The 17359-nt window shown below is 58.9% G+C and carries 18 protein-coding genes; 3 read left to right on the forward strand and 15 right to left on the reverse strand.

Going from position 1 to position 17359, the window contains the following annotated elements:
* Positions 1-269 precede the first annotated feature (269 nt).
* From pepT to I8E17_RS23325, 3 genes are all read right to left on the reverse strand, one after another.
* Positions 270-1502: a peptidase T gene (gene pepT / locus I8E17_RS23315; protein ID WP_069615557.1), complete on the reverse strand. Its 1233-nt coding sequence runs from the start codon at positions 1500-1502 to the stop codon at positions 270-272.
* A 184-nt stretch (positions 1503-1686) separates the two neighbouring features.
* Positions 1687-2211, reverse strand: coding sequence for a DUF992 domain-containing protein (locus I8E17_RS23320; protein WP_069615558.1), 525 nt, complete (start codon positions 2209-2211; stop codon positions 1687-1689).
* A 251-nt stretch (positions 2212-2462) separates the two neighbouring features.
* Positions 2463-3710 (reverse strand): adenylate/guanylate cyclase domain-containing protein, encoded by a 1248-nt coding sequence (locus I8E17_RS23325; RefSeq protein ID WP_069615559.1) that lies wholly within the window; start codon positions 3708-3710, stop codon positions 2463-2465.
* A gap of 222 nt (positions 3711-3932) precedes the next feature.
* Here I8E17_RS23325 and I8E17_RS23330 point away from each other — a divergent pair, with 222 nt between their 5' ends.
* Complete coding sequence (locus I8E17_RS23330; RefSeq protein ID WP_069615560.1) at positions 3933-4514, forward strand: nucleoside 2-deoxyribosyltransferase; 582 nt, start codon at positions 3933-3935, stop codon at positions 4512-4514.
* A gap of 31 nt (positions 4515-4545) precedes the next feature.
* Here the strand turns inward: I8E17_RS23330 and I8E17_RS23335 are convergent, their stop codons facing one another.
* The 10 genes from I8E17_RS23335 to I8E17_RS23380 all read right to left on the reverse strand — a co-directional run bounded on the left by I8E17_RS23335 (position 4546) and on the right by I8E17_RS23380 (position 14684).
* A complete protein-coding gene (locus I8E17_RS23335; RefSeq protein ID WP_069615561.1) occupies positions 4546-5322 on the reverse strand; it encodes a PhnD/SsuA/transferrin family substrate-binding protein in 777 nt (258 codons plus the stop codon).
* Between the two features lie 45 nt (positions 5323-5367).
* Positions 5368-6372 (reverse strand): ornithine cyclodeaminase family protein, encoded by a 1005-nt coding sequence (locus I8E17_RS23340; RefSeq protein ID WP_069615562.1) that lies wholly within the window; start codon positions 6370-6372, stop codon positions 5368-5370.
* A gap of 110 nt (positions 6373-6482) precedes the next feature.
* Complete coding sequence (gene hutH / locus I8E17_RS23345) at positions 6483-7997, reverse strand: histidine ammonia-lyase (RefSeq protein WP_069615563.1); 1515 nt, start codon at positions 7995-7997, stop codon at positions 6483-6485.
* Between the two features lie 293 nt (positions 7998-8290).
* Positions 8291-8713, reverse strand: a complete 423-nt coding sequence (locus I8E17_RS23350; RefSeq protein ID WP_069615564.1) for a type II toxin-antitoxin system VapC family toxin — start codon at positions 8711-8713, stop codon at positions 8291-8293.
* Positions 8710-8967, reverse strand: coding sequence for a plasmid stability protein stbC (locus tag I8E17_RS23355; protein ID WP_069615565.1), 258 nt, complete (start codon positions 8965-8967; stop codon positions 8710-8712). Before I8E17_RS23355 ends, I8E17_RS23350 begins: the two co-directional genes overlap by 4 nt.
* A gap of 240 nt (positions 8968-9207) precedes the next feature.
* Positions 9208-9954, reverse strand: a complete 747-nt coding sequence (locus I8E17_RS23360) for an ATP-binding cassette domain-containing protein (RefSeq protein WP_069615566.1) — start codon at positions 9952-9954, stop codon at positions 9208-9210.
* Positions 9947-11011 carry a ribose ABC transporter gene (locus tag I8E17_RS23365; protein ID WP_069615567.1) on the reverse strand — a complete coding sequence of 355 codons (1065 nt, stop codon included), beginning with the start codon at positions 11009-11011 and terminating at the stop codon, positions 9947-9949. The genes I8E17_RS23360 and I8E17_RS23365 overlap by 8 nt, the downstream gene beginning before the upstream one ends.
* Positions 11012-11119: 108 nt before the next feature.
* Complete coding sequence (locus I8E17_RS23370) at positions 11120-12109, reverse strand: substrate-binding domain-containing protein (protein WP_069615568.1); 990 nt, start codon at positions 12107-12109, stop codon at positions 11120-11122.
* Positions 12110-12337: 228 nt separating this feature from the next.
* Positions 12338-13750 carry an ROK family protein gene (locus tag I8E17_RS23375; RefSeq protein WP_069615702.1) on the reverse strand — a complete coding sequence of 471 codons (1413 nt, stop codon included), beginning with the start codon at positions 13748-13750 and terminating at the stop codon, positions 12338-12340.
* Positions 13743-14684, reverse strand: coding sequence for a tagatose-bisphosphate aldolase (locus I8E17_RS23380; RefSeq protein WP_069615701.1), 942 nt, complete (start codon positions 14682-14684; stop codon positions 13743-13745). Before I8E17_RS23380 ends, I8E17_RS23375 begins: the two co-directional genes overlap by 8 nt.
* A gap of 227 nt (positions 14685-14911) precedes the next feature.
* Here I8E17_RS23380 and I8E17_RS23385 point away from each other — a divergent pair, with 227 nt between their 5' ends.
* Positions 14912-15832, forward strand: a complete 921-nt coding sequence (locus I8E17_RS23385; RefSeq protein ID WP_176728059.1) for a sugar-binding domain-containing protein — start codon at positions 14912-14914, stop codon at positions 15830-15832.
* Complete coding sequence (locus tag I8E17_RS23390) at positions 15832-16494, forward strand: HAD-IA family hydrolase (protein ID WP_069615569.1); 663 nt, start codon at positions 15832-15834, stop codon at positions 16492-16494. The genes I8E17_RS23385 and I8E17_RS23390 overlap by 1 nt, the downstream gene beginning before the upstream one ends.
* A gap of 7 nt (positions 16495-16501) precedes the next feature.
* Here the strand turns inward: I8E17_RS23390 and I8E17_RS23395 are convergent, their stop codons facing one another.
* Together I8E17_RS23395 and I8E17_RS23400 are read right to left on the reverse strand one after the other, a co-directional pair.
* Positions 16502-16735 carry a tautomerase family protein gene (locus I8E17_RS23395; RefSeq protein WP_069615570.1) on the reverse strand — a complete coding sequence of 78 codons (234 nt, stop codon included), beginning with the start codon at positions 16733-16735 and terminating at the stop codon, positions 16502-16504.
* Between the two features lie 137 nt (positions 16736-16872).
* Positions 16873-17139, reverse strand: coding sequence for a hypothetical protein (locus I8E17_RS23400; protein ID WP_069615571.1), 267 nt, complete (start codon positions 17137-17139; stop codon positions 16873-16875).
* Between the last annotated feature and the right edge of the window lie 220 nt (positions 17140-17359).

A 17359-nucleotide genomic window follows, 5' to 3' on the forward strand; every position in this document is an offset into this window, starting at 1 on the left:
AAACTCCGTTTCAGTTTAGGCTTTTGTCAGCCTGTTTCTGATTGTCGGAGCGCGCGCACCATAGAATTGGAATGAAGGGACCTGTCTATTCTCCTTTCCTCCCAAAACCAAACTACAGAATAATCTAATTTAGTAATGCTTCAATATAAAAATTCGCGGATGGCTTGCATAATGACAAGGAGATTGGCTCCGAACAGACCAAAATGGCCTATTTCGCGACAGGGTTACTAGGCTTTTATAGGATGAACGAGGTTTTTTCTCGAAAGCTTTCAGGAGCGCTCCGCCCACACCTTGGCCAACTCTACAAGCGTCTTTACGGCTCTTTCCATATCCTGCCGGCTTACCCATTCCAGCGGCGAATGAAAGGCATGCCCGCCGGCAAAGATATTGGCGCAGGGCAGCCCCATGAAGGAAAGCCTGGAACCGTCCGTGCCGCCGCGAATGCTGCCGCGCACTGGCGTCATGCCGGCGCGCCGGATGGCCTCGACAGCATTTTCGACGATTTCCGGATGGCGATCGAGGATCGTCTTCATATTGCGATACTGATGCCGAACGGTGAAGGTGTGCGAAGAGCCGGGATAGGATTTCATGACATCCTTGACGATCGCCTCCAACATAGTCTCCTTGTCAACAAGGCCTTGCTCGTCGAAATCGCGAATGATGAAGCCGAGCGAAGCCTTCTCCATCGAGCCGCTGATGCCGGTAGGGTGGATGAAGCCGTCGCGACCGTCCGTCGTCTCTGGAGCTATGTTCCTCGGCAGCCTGTCGATGATCGCGCCGGCAATCCTGATGGCATTTTCCATTTTTCCTTTGGCGAAGCCTGGATGGATGGCGACGCCATGGATGATAACCTCGACACTGTCGGCCGAGAAAGTCTCGTCTTCTATATGCCCAGCCGTTTCTCCGTCAACGGTATAGGCGAATTGCGCTCCCAGCTTCTTCAAATCCACCTTGTCGACACCACGCCCGATCTCTTCGTCCGTCGTGAACAGAAGCTTGATGGTGCCGTGGCGGATATCGGGATTGTCGACGAGATATTTGGCGGCTGCGACGATTTCGGCAAGACCGGCCTTGTCATCCGCGCCAAGCAGCGTCGTACCGTCCGAGGTGATGATGTCGTTGCCGATCTGATCGCGCAGGGCAGGGTGTTCTTCAACGCGAATGACCTGCTGCGGGTCGCCGGTGAGGCGGATATCACCGCCGGAATAGTCGCGCACGATCTGCGGTTTGACATTCGTGCCGGTAAAATCGGGCGCTGTGTCCATGTGGGAACAGAAGCAGATGACGGGAACCGGTTTGTCGGCATTCGATGGAATGGTGGCATAGACATAGCCGTGCTCGTCCAGATGTGCATCGGCAAGCCCGATCGCCAACAATTCCTCAACCAGGATGCGCCCGAGATTCTTCTGCTTCGCAGTGGAAGGCTGCGTGACCGAAGACGGGTCCGATTGCGTGTCGACGACGACATAACGAAGAAAACGATCGGTGACGGTATCGGTCATGAATCTGGCTCCGAAGAATCTCTGGGTTTACATAGCTATAGCGCCGCGAGGGTATATGGATAAACCGGTTTTGCGCGGAAGGCGCCGGTCTGCGAAGCTGGCTGTCACCGCCCCGACAGAAAAGGCCGCTCCAGCGCCAGGCAGGAGCGGCCATATTCAATGGTCAAGACTTTAAGCAAAACACTCAATCGACCGACGTCAACGTGACCGACGTACCGGTAGCCGCAACGTTCAAGCCGAGCTGACCCGTAACGCTCACGGTCTGAAGATGAATGGAGCCGGCGGTGCCACCGACAAGGATGTTCGTGCCCACGCCGGCACCGACAGTGGCTTCAACGGTAGCACCCTGATAAAGGCCGCTCAGAGAACCACGATGGTAGCCGGCTGTCGGCGCGAAGACAAGCCAAACGAGCCGGCTGCGGGTCGTAAAGCCGAGATCGACGCCCATCTTCCGGATCGCGCCGGTATAGTGATCGACACGACGCGAATGCCCGACTGTCGAATGAAAGGTGCAATCCATTTCCTTGGCAGAGCCGAGGACGTAGCCGACGCCGCCGCCGATATCGCATTCGAGATAGCCGATTTTCACGCCGTTGCGATCATCGGGCTCCTCGTTATAGGTCGCCGGCATGTCGGCCGCGCGTGCTGCGGCGGTGCCCGCAACGATCAACGACGCCGCTGAAAACGCCAGGGTCAGGATTTTTCTCATCTGTTTTCTCCTTGTCAGAGTATTATGGGTGGGCAAACACCCTCGTGGTAGAGCCGATAGAATCAACCCTCATTTAACGTTCGTACGCGCAGAACGATCCCAAAATTAAGGCGGCTATCGTCATGATCCACTTCACAATATAGGGAAGTCTTTCCGCCACGGCACCCTTTGGCCATTTCACGTTTTGCAACCGACTGAATCGCGTCGTACAAAATCGAGGATTTGCAGGGCAAAGTTCGCGCTGCCTACCGTCAACCATGTTGAAGCAAGACTTCCTTGGCGGCAAAGGCGAACACATCGACCGGTTCTCCAAGCCCCTTGAGAGGGAAGGAGCCGAGGCTTTCCATATCCCGCCTGCAGCCGGCCATGTCGACGAAGGCTTTGGACAGAAGTACCGGCCGCTTGACCTCCTTCGTCAAGGACTCCAACCGTGAGGCGATATTGACGGCCGGACCGATGACCGTGAAATCAAGGCGAGTGCGCGAGCCGATATTGCCATACATTACGTCACCGACATGCACGCCGACACCGTAGCGCAGAATTTCACGGCCATGCTTGCGGTTTTCCTCATTGAGTGCGGCAACGCTTGCCTGCGCCTCGCTGATGGCAAGAAGCAGATTGTGACAGGCATTCGGATCGCTCAACGGGAAAATGGCCAACAGGCCGTCGCCCATGAATTTAAGGATCTCGCCACCATGTTTTTCGATGGGGTCGACCATCGCGTCGAAATAGCCGTTTAGCAACTCGATGACATCGTCGCGCGGCCACATGTCCGAGATGGTCGTGAAATCACGCAAATCGCAAATAAGGATCGCTGCACCGACGGTGGTGCCGCTGCCGCGCGTCGTGGCGCCGGCCAGGATCTTCTCGCTGGCATGCGGTCCGACATAGGTCCGCAGCAGCGTGCGGGCCATGATGTTCTTCAACCGGATCTCGGTCACCATTGTCAGGGCCGGCAACAGGTCCTTCAAGAAGGTGATGTGCTGTTCGGTAAAGCCGCCCGGAGCATCCGAGGCAAAGGTCACGATATGGCGCTTGCCGAGCGTGTGGTAGATCGGCCAGGCGATATAGTCGGTCAGTCCTTCCGCCTGCATTTCTTTATATAGTGGATATTTCAGCTCCGACTTTTCACAGACCTCGAGATTTTTCCGGACTTCCGTCGCGCCATTGAATATCTCATTGATAGGGCTTGCCAGAAATTGCGGCGTATTCTCGACTCCATAGCTGAAGGTCGCGATATCGGCCTCCTTCATGCCGGTGCGCCAAAGAATTCTCGCCCCCAGCCATTGCGGATGCAGCGTTCGGAAGTGCATCGTCGCTCTTGCGACCGGAACTCCGATTGCCTGCATTTTCTCGCAGAGTTCCACGAGGATATTGTCGATGAATCGCTGGTCGCGGACATCATTCATAAGCCAATCGAGGATCTTGCTTTGTTTCGTCGGCCAAATGCCCTGGTCGTCCTGCGTCGAGGCGGCAACGGCCTCAAGAGAAGATTGCATTTTCTATACCCCACAATTCCGTCACCTGTCCTAGACAGGGAGCGCCATTCGGTCCGAAGGGAACTATACGCGTCTCGCTGTTGACCGGGAACGGCAATCGCCATTATTTCGCGGTTTCGTAAATTATGCGCCCAGCTATGGCGGTTGCGCCTTGAATCAGCCATAGGCTTCATATGGTTCCGCAACTGCTGCGGTGCAAGATTCCATTAAAGGGGTAAGGCATTGAGAGCATATCTGGCAGGCCCGGAAGTCTTCCTCCCAAACGCTAGGGAAATCCTTGATCGCAAGATCGCGCTGGCGCGCAGCTATGGTTTTACGCCGGTTTCTCCCGGTGACCTTGCCGTGCCTGAGACGAAGACGCGCCGGCAGCGCGGCCTTGCCATCAGTTCCATCAACGAGAGACTGATGATGAGCGCCGATCTCATCATCGCCAATCTGACGCCGTTTCGTGGTGTCGCCGCCGATATCGGCACGGCCTTCGAACTCGGCTTCATGTGCGCCCGCGGCTGCCCGGCATTTGCCTTTTCCAACTGCCTCGATAACCACTTCGAGCGTGTGAGCAGGCTTTATGGCGGCGAAGTGCAGCTCGGTGAGGACGGACGTCACCGTGGCCCCGACGGCATGGCGCTGGAAAATTTCGATATGACCGACAATCTGATGCTCGATGGCGGCATAGCGGCACGTGACGGCATCATCGTCACCCGCCAGGTCGCGGCTGACCAGCTCTTTCTGGATTTGACAGCCTTCGAGGAATGTCTGGGTCTCGCGGCAAAGAAATTGTTGATACACGTCGCCAGCGCATAATGTGCCGGCTATTGATTGGCGCGTCCGAACTTCACCATGTTCCGAGAGCAGCATCGATGACGCGCGCTCTTGCGGGAAGCTGGTCATAAGCGGCAACATCCGGCTCGGCAAAGGCCACCAGTCCAAGCGATGCGAGAATATCGCTCCCTTGCCGATCTTGGTGCGCCTTGAGAAGAACGGCGCGTAGCGCGTCGACGATATCCGGCGATTGCTGCCTTGCGGCCACCAGCAAAGGGAAGGGAGCCGGCTTCGTGGTGGCGACGATGCGCAATGGCGCAACCATGTCCGGCTCGTGCATTGCCATCAGCTGAAAGGCATAGGCGTCGATGGCGCCGACATCTATGGTATCTGAACGAATGGCGTCGACTACGCCGCGGGGATTGAGAAGTGGGCCGACGATCTGCGCCGCTGCAGGCCTATTCGCAAGCGTGGCAAAGAATTCTCTCGGCGCATTATAGCCGGACTGAGAATCCCGCACGGTCCAGCCCCAGCGTGCGGTGGCGAGATCGGCTTCAGTCAGCGCTCTATCACGAGCGGCGACGATATGGCTCGCATAGGCTGGCTGCCCGTTTGCCCAGTCCGCCAGGGAAACCGGCGCGGCCAACAGCTGCGGACGCTCCGCCGGCGATAGCCGGGAGAACGGAAAGCCGCACATGAAAACGGCACCCATGTCCGGACGTCTCCATAGGTCGGACAGAGGAGCCGGAGGGGCATGGGCAATGATTTCGAGCTCGACGCCTGACCGGTCGGCAAGCCAATGAAAGAGCTCATCCCAGAGACCGGATATTTTCGGGCTCAGATTGTACATTCGTGAGCAGGCTATGGCCGTGGCAGAGGATATCGTCATGACGCGTCACGCAAACCGAAGGCGCTGGCCGATGTTCATGCGCTTTGCCTTTTCGACCATGGCTGCGCCGAGCGCGACGTCGGTGGTGCTCAGGCCCCGATGCCAGAAGAGGATGGTCTCGTCATCGCTTTCGCGGCCCGGCTTGGCGCCGCAGACGATCTGGCCGATTTCGGCATGCAGCGTCTCCGCCGTCACCTTGCCCTCATCGACATGGCGGCGAAGGGCACCGAAGGGACGCCCAGGTCCGCATTGTCCCCAGTCATCCACGACGACCTTGTCCATGATGTCGGTCAGGTCGAATTCGAGTGCGCTCATCGTGCCGTAAGGCACGACGAAGGCGCCTTTCTTGACCCAGGCGGTCTTGAACAGAGGCGTCGGCTCCGGCAGCCGGCTCGCCTCGATCATGATATCGGCGCCCTTCAGGCAATCCTCCCAATTGTCCGTTACAATGATTTTCTTGCCGAGATCCTTTTCCAGCCTCGCGGCAAAGGCGTCGCGGCTTTCCGGACGGCGCGAATGCACGCGGATCTCATCGAAGTCGAAGAGGTGATCGAGCAGCCGCACGTTCCAGTAGGAGGTGCCGCGCGCGCCGATATGGCCGAGAACCTTGCTGTCCTTGCGAGCGAGATGGCGCGCGCCGATAGCTGTGACGGCGCCGGTGCGCATGTCGGTGATCGCGGTTGCATCGATGATCGCCTTCGGTACGCCGGTGCGCGGATCGAAGAGATTGAGAACCGCCAGCTCCGAGGGCAGGCCCTGCTTGTAGTTGTCGACGAAATCGCCCACGACCTTGACGCCGGCATAGTCGAGCGGCTTCACATAGCCGCGCAGCACATTGAAATGACCCTTGTCGGAACTCTCGGGCACGAGATGAACGCGAGGCTCGATGACCGTCTCGCCGCGCCCCTGCGCATCGAGCGCTTTGGTCACGGCGTCGAGTATTTCGTCGTTGGAAAGGACCAGCGCCTTGGCGTCGATGGCGTTGAGATAGTCGATCCAGATTTCCTGCATTACCGTTCTCCAGCATGTCACCGGCCGTGCCGGTTTATCGGATGATGCAGGCCGCCAGACGGCCTGCGAGAAAGCGAGGCGGCGGGCAAACCACCCTGTCGCCGTTTCGATCAGGGAGCAGCGTTCGCGGCGGTCTCTGCGATAAATTCCGTCACTCTCTGAAAATCAGGACCGTGCGCGCGGTCTTCTTCGAGCGGCGCCACCAGCTGGCGTACCTGTCGATAGGCGCCCAGCGTTCCGCGGCCGAGCTCGCCCGCAACACCGCGCAGCTCAACGGCCTGGGCCGACGCGACGAGCTCGATGGCCACGAGATAACGCATTCGCTCGATCATTGCTTCGATCTTCGATAGGACGCTCGGTGCCATCGACGCCTGATCCTCTACACCATCCGCGACTGGGATCGGCGTGAGCGACACCGGATTGGCCAGATGGCGTATCTCGGCTTCAAGCGCCGAGACCGTTTTCTGCACGGTGGCGAAACCCGTCCTGCTCTGCCCGAGCGGGGTCAGGAAGCGCGGCAGCTCCGACATGACCGGAGACATGATTTTCATCGTTCTATAGGCGGTGGCCGCCGCACAATGCGCGATTGCCTGGCCAAGCCGCTCCCATGCGAGAACGAAGGCCGTCATGTCGAAATTGCCGTGAGACAGGATAAGTCCCTCGTCGGCCAGCACGACGGGATTGTCCCCTGAGCTGGCAAGCTCGATCTCGGTGGCGGCGCGCGCTTCGCCGATCGCGTGGAGCAGGGCACCCCAGACCTGCGGGGCACAGCGATAGCTCAAAGGATCCTGCAGGCGCCGTGCGGCACCGTCGACAAAAAGAGAGCTCCCGGAAAGCAGCTCGCGAAGTCTCGCCGCGGTTTCGCGTTGGCCGAAGGCTGGTCTCGCCGCCAGCGCGCGGTCATCGAAAGCCGAGACATTGGCGCGGAATGCCTCGAAATTCAGTGCGACGGCTGCAAGCGACCAATCGAACAGGCGCACGATATCCTCGATGCAGAGGCAGGCCTTGCCAACCGACAGGCTGTTGGCGACCACGAGGACGTGGCCATCCTTCGGCGCGATCGGCAAAGGTTTCAGACCGACTTTCGAGAGGGCATCCCGCGCCGGCATGATCGCGCCATCAAGCTCCGCCTCGCCGTCGCCCAACAAGGCCCGTGCCATATGCGCCAGAGGCGCGAGATCGGCTGCGCCGATCGAACCGAGCGAGGGAACCACCGGATGAAAGCCTACATTCAGCGCGGCGACGAGACCGGCGAAAACCGGGAGCGATACGCCGGAGCCGCCAGCCGCCATGCCAGCAATACGAGCGGCCATCATCGCCCTGACCATTTCGCATGGCAGCGCCGGCCCGACCCCGACGGCGCGGGCTTGCGGTACACGTAACTGAAAGGCGATCAGGTCGTCCGTGGCGATCCGAGTGTCGACCCCGGCACCCAATGCCGTCGTCAAACCATAGACTGGCTGGTCGGCTGCCAAATAGCGCTCCACGACTGCGCGCGCAGCGGCGATTTTGTTTTCGACGTCAGTCGAAACCTCGATCCATGCGCTACGGCGCGCTATCGAAGCAATGTCGCTTATCTTCGGTGCGGTACCGGTGAAACGCACGATGGGTACGGCTTCGGTCATGCCTGCTTGCCTCCAGTAAAAGCACTTATAGCCCGGTGGCTCTTTCTCGATCCAGCCTCCGGATCGCATTTGTTGCCGGGATGGCTGAGGAGTCGCACATCCCGTTTGAAGATTACGAACATTTCCTGATTAGCTCCCCGATTAAGGATCGAATGCATTCGGTACCGCAAGAGTAGGGAGATCAACGGGTGCGGTCACGCGGATCGTCGGGCGATGCTCAGCGTAAACAAGCTGTTGCCATTTGAATATTCGGATTGTTCGGCAGACTTATCACGCGACTGCCTTAACCCTCTTCATTTCATGTTCCAAGGGTTGATGACGCTTAAACCGCCAGCTTCAAAAGGGCTAGTATCGCGCGTAGCTACCATAAAGCCATGTGAGGCAGCCGTGGCGGCAATATAGCCATCTGCCGTGCCAATGGACTTGCCTGCCCTCCTCGCTAACGCCATCAAATCGGCATAGGCTTGCGAGGCATCCAAGTCAAAAGGCAGAACCCGGTTGGCAAAAGCTGGTAAAACCTCTCTTTCCAATCGGCCTTGATAGATCGTACGCCGCTTGCCCTCCGGCATCGCAGCCAAGCCGAAGCGCAATTCGGCAACGGTGATGATCGAGAGGTAGAGTGTTTCGATCATCTGCGCATCGATCCATGACAACACATTCGGATCGGGCGTGATCTTCCACAGCTCGGAAATGACGTTGGTGTCGAGAACAATCATTCGAAGCTAATCGGCCCGACCGGGGTCTTATCGCGAAGCTGGTTGAAACCCTCAGCTTCGGCTTCGGTTAGCCCCCCCGCTTCACGAGCGATGGATGTCAACAGCGAACCCAGCTTCAGGCGGCCTTCTGGTTTTGCTGCCTTTTCCAGAATATCGCGGATCTCGGCTTCAGTGCTGCGACCGTGCATAGCAGCTCGCACCCGGATCGCACGGTGCACCTCGTCCGACACATTGCGAATGGTGATCGATGCCATTGCTTCACGCTCCCATATTTGATTGCATTGATAGCAATATATGAGAACGCAATCAAAGCAAAGCAAGCGGAAACGCGCTTGCCGGCTTTCTACGCGCTCCAACATCAACTGCCGGCCTCTTGGTTCTTGCTACTGCTCCGGTGAGCCCAAAACGAGCGCCTTTGATTGCTGACAACGAAACGGCAATGGCGACGAAACACCATTGCCGCTCTCGGCTCAAATCATGTGCCGGCGATCCTGTTAACCGCCAACCATGAGTCTCACGACTTCCTCGTGATTGGTGTCGGCGATGTTGCGTTCGCCGGCAACGATCCCGCGGCGCAGGACGACGATGCGGTCGGAGACCGCGAAAATATCCTGCAGATTGTGGGATATGAAGATGACGCCGCGCCCCTGCGCCTTCAGCGACTTGATGAGGGCCACGACCTTGCGCTGTTCCGGCACGCCGAGTGCTGCGGTCGGCTCGTCCATGACGAGGATGCGGGCATTCCAATAGACGGCACGCCCGATCGCGACGGCCTGCCGCTGACCGCCGGAAAAGTTGCTGACGGGCGCATCGAGCCTCTTCACGTGGAAATCCAGCTCCGCCATTGTCTTGCGAGCCGCTTCGGCCATGGCTTTCCGATCGAGCACCGGCAGGAAGCCGAAGAGTTTCTTCATCGGCTCACGGCCAAGGAAAATATTGGCGCCGATCGGCAGATTATCGGCAAGCGCCAGATCCTGATAGATCGTCTCGATGCCTTTCTCGCGCGCATCCTGCGGCGATGAGAAGGTAACCGGCTTGCCTTCGATCAGGATTTCGCCGGCGGTCGGCGGATAGACGCCGGAAATCGCCTTGATCATCGTCGTCTTGCCGGCGCCGTTGTCACCCGCAAGTGCCACGACTTCACCGGGCCGCACGACCATGGAGCAATTGTCGAGGGCACGCACCGCACCGAAATAACGCGAGAGATTGCGGACCTCGAGGAGGGGAGTTGCACTATTCATCCTGTTTTGCTCCGCTGAACCGACGCTGCGCCTGGTCGATGAGCACCGAAATGATGATGACGACGCCGACGGCGATGAACTGCCAGAACGGCTCCACATTCATGAAGACGAGACCATACTGGATGACGGCGATGACGAGAGCGCCGGCAATGGTGCCGATGATCGTGCCGGAACCGCCGAAGAGGCTGGCGCCGCCGATAACGACGGCGGCCACGCTATCGAGCAGCAGGGGCTCGCCCGCTTGGGCGGCGCCTGCAGTGAAACGGGCCGCATAGAGCGCGCCGCCCAGGCCAGCGCAAACGGCTGAGAGAATATAGAGACGCAGCAGATGGGACTTGATGTTGATGCCGGCGCGGCGTGCCGCCTGGGCATTGGCGCCGATGGCATAATTATGCTGGCCGAAGCGGGTCTGGCTCAGCAAATAATGCATGATCACCACGAAGACGAGCGTGACGATGACGAGATAGGGCACGCCATAGAATCGTCCGTTGCCGAGCTCGGCGAAATAGGAATTCTTGACCGGCACCGTCGTACCGCCGGCGAGCAGGAAGGCGGTGCCACGCGCCACGCCGAACATGCCGAGCGTACCAATGAACGGCGGAACCTTGAGACGGGAGATCAGGAGACCATTAATGAGGCCGGGGACTGCGGCTGCCAGCATGGCGACGAGGATGCCGAAGACCATTGCGACGGGCAGAGGCATGTAAAGACCGGCGATATTGGCAATATGCGCGGCGACGACGGCCGCAAGGCCCATGATGAAGCCGGTCGACAGATCGATACCGCCTGAGATGATGACGAAAGTCTGCCCGATTGCCAGCAGCAACGGTGCCACCGCGAAGATCGCAACGGACTGCCAGTTGAAGCTCGAGCCGATGAACGTACCGCCGAAGTCGATCCGCGCCCAGATCTCGAAAGTCACGATAAGCGCAGCAAGAAAGAGCCACGCACGCAATTGCGCGATGCGATTAAGAAGTGTTTTTGCCTGGTCGCCGTGGTCTGCCTGTGGCGCCACGTGCTGATCCGCCTTGCGGACCTCTGCATTGTCGATTGTCATGGATCGGTCCAAACTGGAGCGTTGGAAGCGCGAAGATTAGAGCGCCGTCGCTCTATCATCGTTGGATAATGTGCCTCGCCGATCGGCGAGGCACAGACTATCCCCGCATCAATCGGAGTAGATGAACTTCGCGATCTTCTTGTCGGCTACGTTCGACTTGTCGATGACCGTGAAACCGGTCCCGATCGCAGTCGGAATCGAATTGCCGGTGAGATGCGCATAAGCGGCCATCACTCCGAAATAGCCGATCTCGGCCGGATGCTGCGCAATCGCCAGATCGACGAGACCGGAGTTGATGTTATCAACGATAGACGTCGGCGCATCGAAGGCCACCACGCGGATCTTACCCGTCTGGCCGGCCTGCTGCACGCCGTTGGCGGCACCGAGAGCGGAGAACAGATTGGCTCCGAAAACGCCGTCGAGGTCGGAGTTGCGTGCGAAGACGGCCTGCAGCTGCGATGCTGCCTTGTTGGCGTCGTCATCGTTATATTGCGTCTCCAGAACGGTGATGTTCGGATACTTCTTCATCTCCTCCTTGAAACCCTGCTCACGCTGGTCGGTGGTCGAGACGCCGGGCTTGACGTTGGAAACATAGACCTTGCCCTTTTCGCCAACGGCCTTTGCCAATGCACGGGCGGCAATCGCCCCGCCGAGCAGGTTGTCGGAAGCGATATAGGCCAGCGGGAAATCGGCATCACCACTGCCGGTCTGGTAAACGCCGTTACCGATGAAGGTATCGACGGTGATGATCGGAATGCCGGCATCAACAGCCTTCTTCAGAGGCTGGATGAGCTGATCCTTGTCGGTCGGCGCAATGAGAATGAAATCGGGCTTCTTGGCGATCACTGCGTCAAGAACCGGAACCTGGGTCACCGGGTTGAAATCGGGGCCGCCCTGAAAAACGAGCTCGGCACCGACTGCCTTGGCTGCCGCTTCGGCACCCTTGCGCATGGTAATATAGAAGGCGTCGGTCGTCAGACCCGGAATGAGGGCAATCGTAAACTTCTTGTCTGCGGCTTTGGTGCTGCCGGCAATTGCCGCAACACCGGTAGCGAGCGATGCCACGGCCGTAGCCTTGAGAAATGAGCGGCGCTCCATAATTTTCCTCCTCTTGAAGCCGAACCTCCCCTGTCCGGCAAAGCGATAATCAGTGGGTTACCGCGGCACGTCAAGTAATTTTTTTCTGCAAACTATTTCTTTCATCTTGCTGATATAGCTAGATAATTCTTCCATGCACACGATGCCGGCATCCGCCGGGGACATAGCGTCGCACGACAGTTCAGGAATATTTCGCATTTATGCCGTCTGCCCGGACGGCGGCGCTTATCATTCGCCCTCGAAGACCTTTGAAAGCCAGGCCGTGATAGCCGCCATATCCGGTTCCTCCGTCTGGTCGACCGTCATTACGGCACCACATCCCATAGGCTCGGCCCGATCGGCAAGCGCTACCAATTCCGGCACATATTCGGCACCTGGATGTCCAGGCAATCGGTCCTTCAACCGACTGGCGTAACGCTCGCCGGCAACCGATCCAGGCACCTTGCACCAGAGCTCCGCGACATGGCCTATCTGCGCAGCATTGAGATAACTCTCTAGTTGAGCCTTCGGCTGAAAGCCGAACCATGCATCGACAATGAAGGTCGAACCCGTGGGCGCCTCAGCGATGAAAGACCAGATCGCTTGGTAGCTCGCCTTTCCCAGCGTCCGGTTGAAGTCGCGGTCTACCGCACCGATATGCTGGAGAAACGGGTTCTTGATGCCGTCGAGAGACAGGACCGGCCAGCCGGTTCGCAGCGACAGAGCTTTGGCCAGACGGCTTTTGCCGGAAGCCGGCACGCCGTTGACCATGACGACCCGCTTTCCTTGCGGCACGGCATCAGCGTCGAAAATCGAAAGTCCGGCGCCGATTACGCCGGCATCGTCTGAAAGCTTCGCTGGCAATATGGCGGGGCAAAACCAGGGAGCGGCGGCCGGTAAGCCGGCAAGAGCCCGTGCGGCGGCACAACCAAGCCCGCCGCCGAGCAGGATAATCTCCGGATCCATGGTCGCTGCAATATTGTCGAGTGCGGCACGCAAGGGTGTTGCCCATTGGCGCAGCACACGGACCGCCGTGTCGTTTCCTTCCGCTGCCATTTCGAGGATTTCACGAATTGTCGTGACGGATAATCCGGATTCGGCGATATGCCGGCGCAAAGCGGTTCCGGAACTGAAGGTCTCGACGCAGCCGCGTCTGCCGCAAGGGCAGGGCGGGCCATCCTGCGCAACGCAGATGTGACCAAGCTGCCCTGCCGCCCTATGCCCGTGATAAATGCGTCCTGCATGGGCGACAGCACCCCCGATGCCTGTCCCGATCGTCAGCATCGCGACGTTTTGATAGCCCTTGGCGCCGCCGATCCGCATTTCGGCGATCAACGCCATGCTGCAATCATTCTCGATGACAACAGGTTTTTGCAGCGCTGTCTCGAGCCGTTTTACGAAATCGAGGCCGGAAAGGTTGAGGATGCCGCCAGACAGAATCTCGCGTCTGTCGACGTCGACCCGCCCTGGTATGCCGACACCGATCCCCAAAACTTCACGAGTGTCGAGCGAGCGCGCCATCGCAATGACGCGCTCCAATGCCAACAGCGGATCGGTCGGGGTTCTTTCCGACAGCTTGGAAAGGATCTCGCCTTGAACGGAGACGAGGGCGGCACGAATATTCGTGCCGCCAATATCGACACCGATGGCGATGTCAGCCATGGGCGCGCCGCCTTTGATCATCGCCGTTAGAGCCTGTGCCCTTGAAGTGCGTCGCGATGACGGCCTGAATTTCGCGAAGCCTCGGCACCGCGACCGTCTCCAGACGATCCTTGGTTACCGAACGATCGAGCGAGATGCAGTCTTTCCACAGCGAGCGACCGGCGATGACGCCCGAAGCGCCGTTGCGCATGGCATCCTCGACCTGGCTGAGGAAGGTGGCGTGGTCGACACCGGCCGACAGCACCGCCCACGGCACATTGCCGGAAAGGCGCGTGACTTCGGCACAGGCTTCCGACGAGCCCGGATAAGGGATTTTCAAGACTTTGGCACCGAGATCGAGGCAGATCTTGCTGCCGCCGACGATCAGAGAGGGCAGTTTCGCCTTATAGTCTGTCTCGTCCTCGTCTTCGAATTTGTAGGTCAGGAATTCAACGACCAGCAGAAGATCCTCATGCGCGAAATCTTCGATGCACTGCTTCAGGATCTGAATATTGTGGGCATTCGCCGCATCCCGATCCGAGCGCAGATAGACCATGATCTTGCCACCCGTTGCCCCCAGCTGGCGCACGCGGCGCGCGGAAATCCCGGGAACCAGCTTCGACAGACGATAGCCGTCTGCCGATGTATCCCAGCCGGAAGCATCGAGGCCGATCAGCAGTGCGGTATCGCGCTGAAGGACACGATCATCGACCAGCGCCGGCACGGCGCAGATGGGATCGACGAGAACACAGGACGCCTTGCTCGCGAGGAAGCGGGCGATATCGGCCTTCGTGTCCCCCAGCACCTTGTCGGAGATCGCCGCCTGCTCGGCCGGGTCCTTGGCTAGAAGGCTGCGCATGCCGCCTCGCTGATCGCAGGCAATCACCATCATGGCACCGTCGCTGCCGCAAATCTGCTGGTAGCCGCGCATCTCCGCTGTCGTCAATTTCGTCATGTGATCCTTCCTCCAGCCGTTGCGAACGGCACCCATACGAGCACGCCTTCCCCACTCCTCGAAGAGGGCAATACTCTTGAAATTGAGGACTCTCATGCGCGGTATAAACGTTGCGTAACCGGGCTTTTTAAGCGATAACTCCTCAAGTGCCGCATGTGTAACACATTGCAGAAAGGAATTTCAATCTGAATTCGTCTCAATCGCAGGAGGCTGCGGCAAATCGCGCGTTGCTGCACACGGTCGCCAAGCTGCATTACCAATCCGATATGGCGCAGGTGGATATTGCCAGGAAGCTTGGTCTGTCGACGGCAACGGTTTCGCGGTTGCTGCAGCGAGCGCGGGCAGTCGGGATCGTCCGGATCGAGGTGATAGATCTCTCACCCGCCGAAGATCTGAGCGCAGCGCTGATCGACGGCCTGAAGCTGCGCACTGCTGCCGTAATCGATACGCCGTCATCGAACGTGCTGAGCGCGCTTGCCGCGCCTGTCGGCTCGCTTCTGCAGCAGGCGGGCCTGCGTTCAGGTTCGACGCTCGGCATCGGCTGGGGGCGGGCGGTGCGCGAGGTGACATTGGCTGGTCTGCCGCAATTGCCTGGTATCCTCACGGTTGCGCTGAACGGCGGCATGCAGCACGCAGCGCCTCACTTCCAGATCAACGAATTCGTGCGTCAGGCGGCGGTCCAGATGGGTGGCGTGCCGCATTTTCTGCATGCGCCCTATATCTCTTCGACAGAACTCCGGGATGCGTTTCTCGGAGATCCCACAGTCCAGCAGGTGACATCTCTCTGGGACAGGCTGGACGCGGCAATCGTCGGCGTCGGGCTGACACATGCGGCCAACCCCTCGGAAACAGCGTTGCCGGGCGAAAAGGCGCTGAGCCGTGCGGCCGGCGATGTGCTGCGCCACTACGTCACCGAGGAGGGCGAGATCCTGCACTGGGATGGAGAGGAGGGCATGATTGCAGCCTCTCCCGCACAATTGCGGAAGGTGCCGCTCTGCATCGCCGTTGCTGCTACTCCCGGCAAAGCAAGCGGCATTATCGGCGCGGCACGATCAGGAATGGTCAACGCTTTGGTCACCGATGCCAATACCGCGCAGGCTATCCTCGATCGTCTGTCATCCAACCCAAAAGTCGAGGATCGACCCTGATGCCCTTTGACGACCGCTCCTTCGGCGCCTTCCTGTTCGACATGGATGGAACCGTCCTGAATTCGATAGCGGTCGCCGAACGGGTCTGGACTTCGTGGGCGGAAAGACGCGGCGTCGATGCTATCGCCTTGCTGGCGACCGTTCATGGTCGTAAGGCGATCGAGACGATCACCCGCCTCGGACTTTCAGGGATCGATCCTGCCGAAGAGGTCAGGATACTCACCCAGGCCGAAATCGATGATGTTGCCGGCGTTGAACCGATCGCGGGCGCTATCGGCTTTCTGAAAAGCCTGCCGTTGGATCGCTGGGCGATCGTCACATCCGCTCCCCGTGAACTTGCCAAGGTCCGCATTGCGGCAGCCGGTATTCCCTGGCCGAAAATTCTGATCGCAGGCGAGGATGTGCAGCATGGCAAACCGGCGCCGGATTGCTTCATGTTGGCTGCAAGGATGTTGGCGCAATCTATTGAAGAATGTCTTATTTTTGAGGATGCGCCAGCGGGAATAGAGGCGGCGGAGGCCTCGGGTGCTTCCGTGCTTGTGATCAGCGCGACCCATCGGACGCCGTTATTCACACGGCATCCTACTATTGAGGACTATGATCGCGTGAGTGCGGGCAGCGATGCAGATGGTAATCTGCGTCTCTCTGCCAGACCCGGCTGACTAGCCCTCACCGAAACGGGTCGTAACCCGGCTTTTTATAGATCGTGTCTGACTTACCCTGGATATCGGGGACATAGACCTTCCCAGTCCAATCGGACATCGCCACATCCTCGATCGCGACCGATACCGAACTCTCGTCAACGCCGAGTGTTTCGATGACCGCCTTGATCAGATTTTCGGCCACGGCATGTTTCATTGCTTCGCTTCTTCCTGCTGCCATTTTCAAAATTATATGGGGCATCGGGTCATTCCTGTGCTCGTCGAAGGTTGCCGAACCGGATACGATATTATCGCGTATGGGGATTGTTGACGTGCCCGTTAGCCAAGAGCCGGTTCCGTTCCTGACCTTACGACGGAGAATATAGGCCCGACATCCAGTCACCAGCAAGTGACAAGGCCGGAGCCTGCGGAAGGAGGGCCGCAGGCTCCGGCATTTCCCGCCATCAACGGTCGATTGAACCGGTGGCGGGGGGAGAGCTCGATACGCGCATATGGAGCACATAGCGCCTTTGGCAAGTCCTTGAGATCATTGTCCTGGCTGGAAGAATCCAGCCAGGTTTCGGCTCTTTGCCAGCTTGGCGTCCCGGAGCGGCGGGCCTGCTTTTCTGCGTATTTCTTGGCGCGCTCCATGAAGCGCTTATTCATGCGGTCCTCGGCCTCTTTCGAGCCGTCGTGAAAGGTGCCGAACCACTAGTCGAGCGGGATCGCGCCATCGGCATATTGCACTCGGAGAATTTGTGATGGAGACAGTGGTCGTAGGCATTGGTATCGATCCCGGCGTTGCGCAGGAAAAGAAAGGCGATCCAGTCTGGCGCCGGCGTCTTCATCGTCTCCATGGAGGGTGTCGCATGAAGCCATAGCAGTG

The sequence above is a fragment of the Rhizobium sp. AB2/73 genome (assembly GCF_020871915.1).
GTDB lineage: Bacteria > Pseudomonadota > Alphaproteobacteria > Rhizobiales > Rhizobiaceae > Rhizobium > Rhizobium dioscoreae.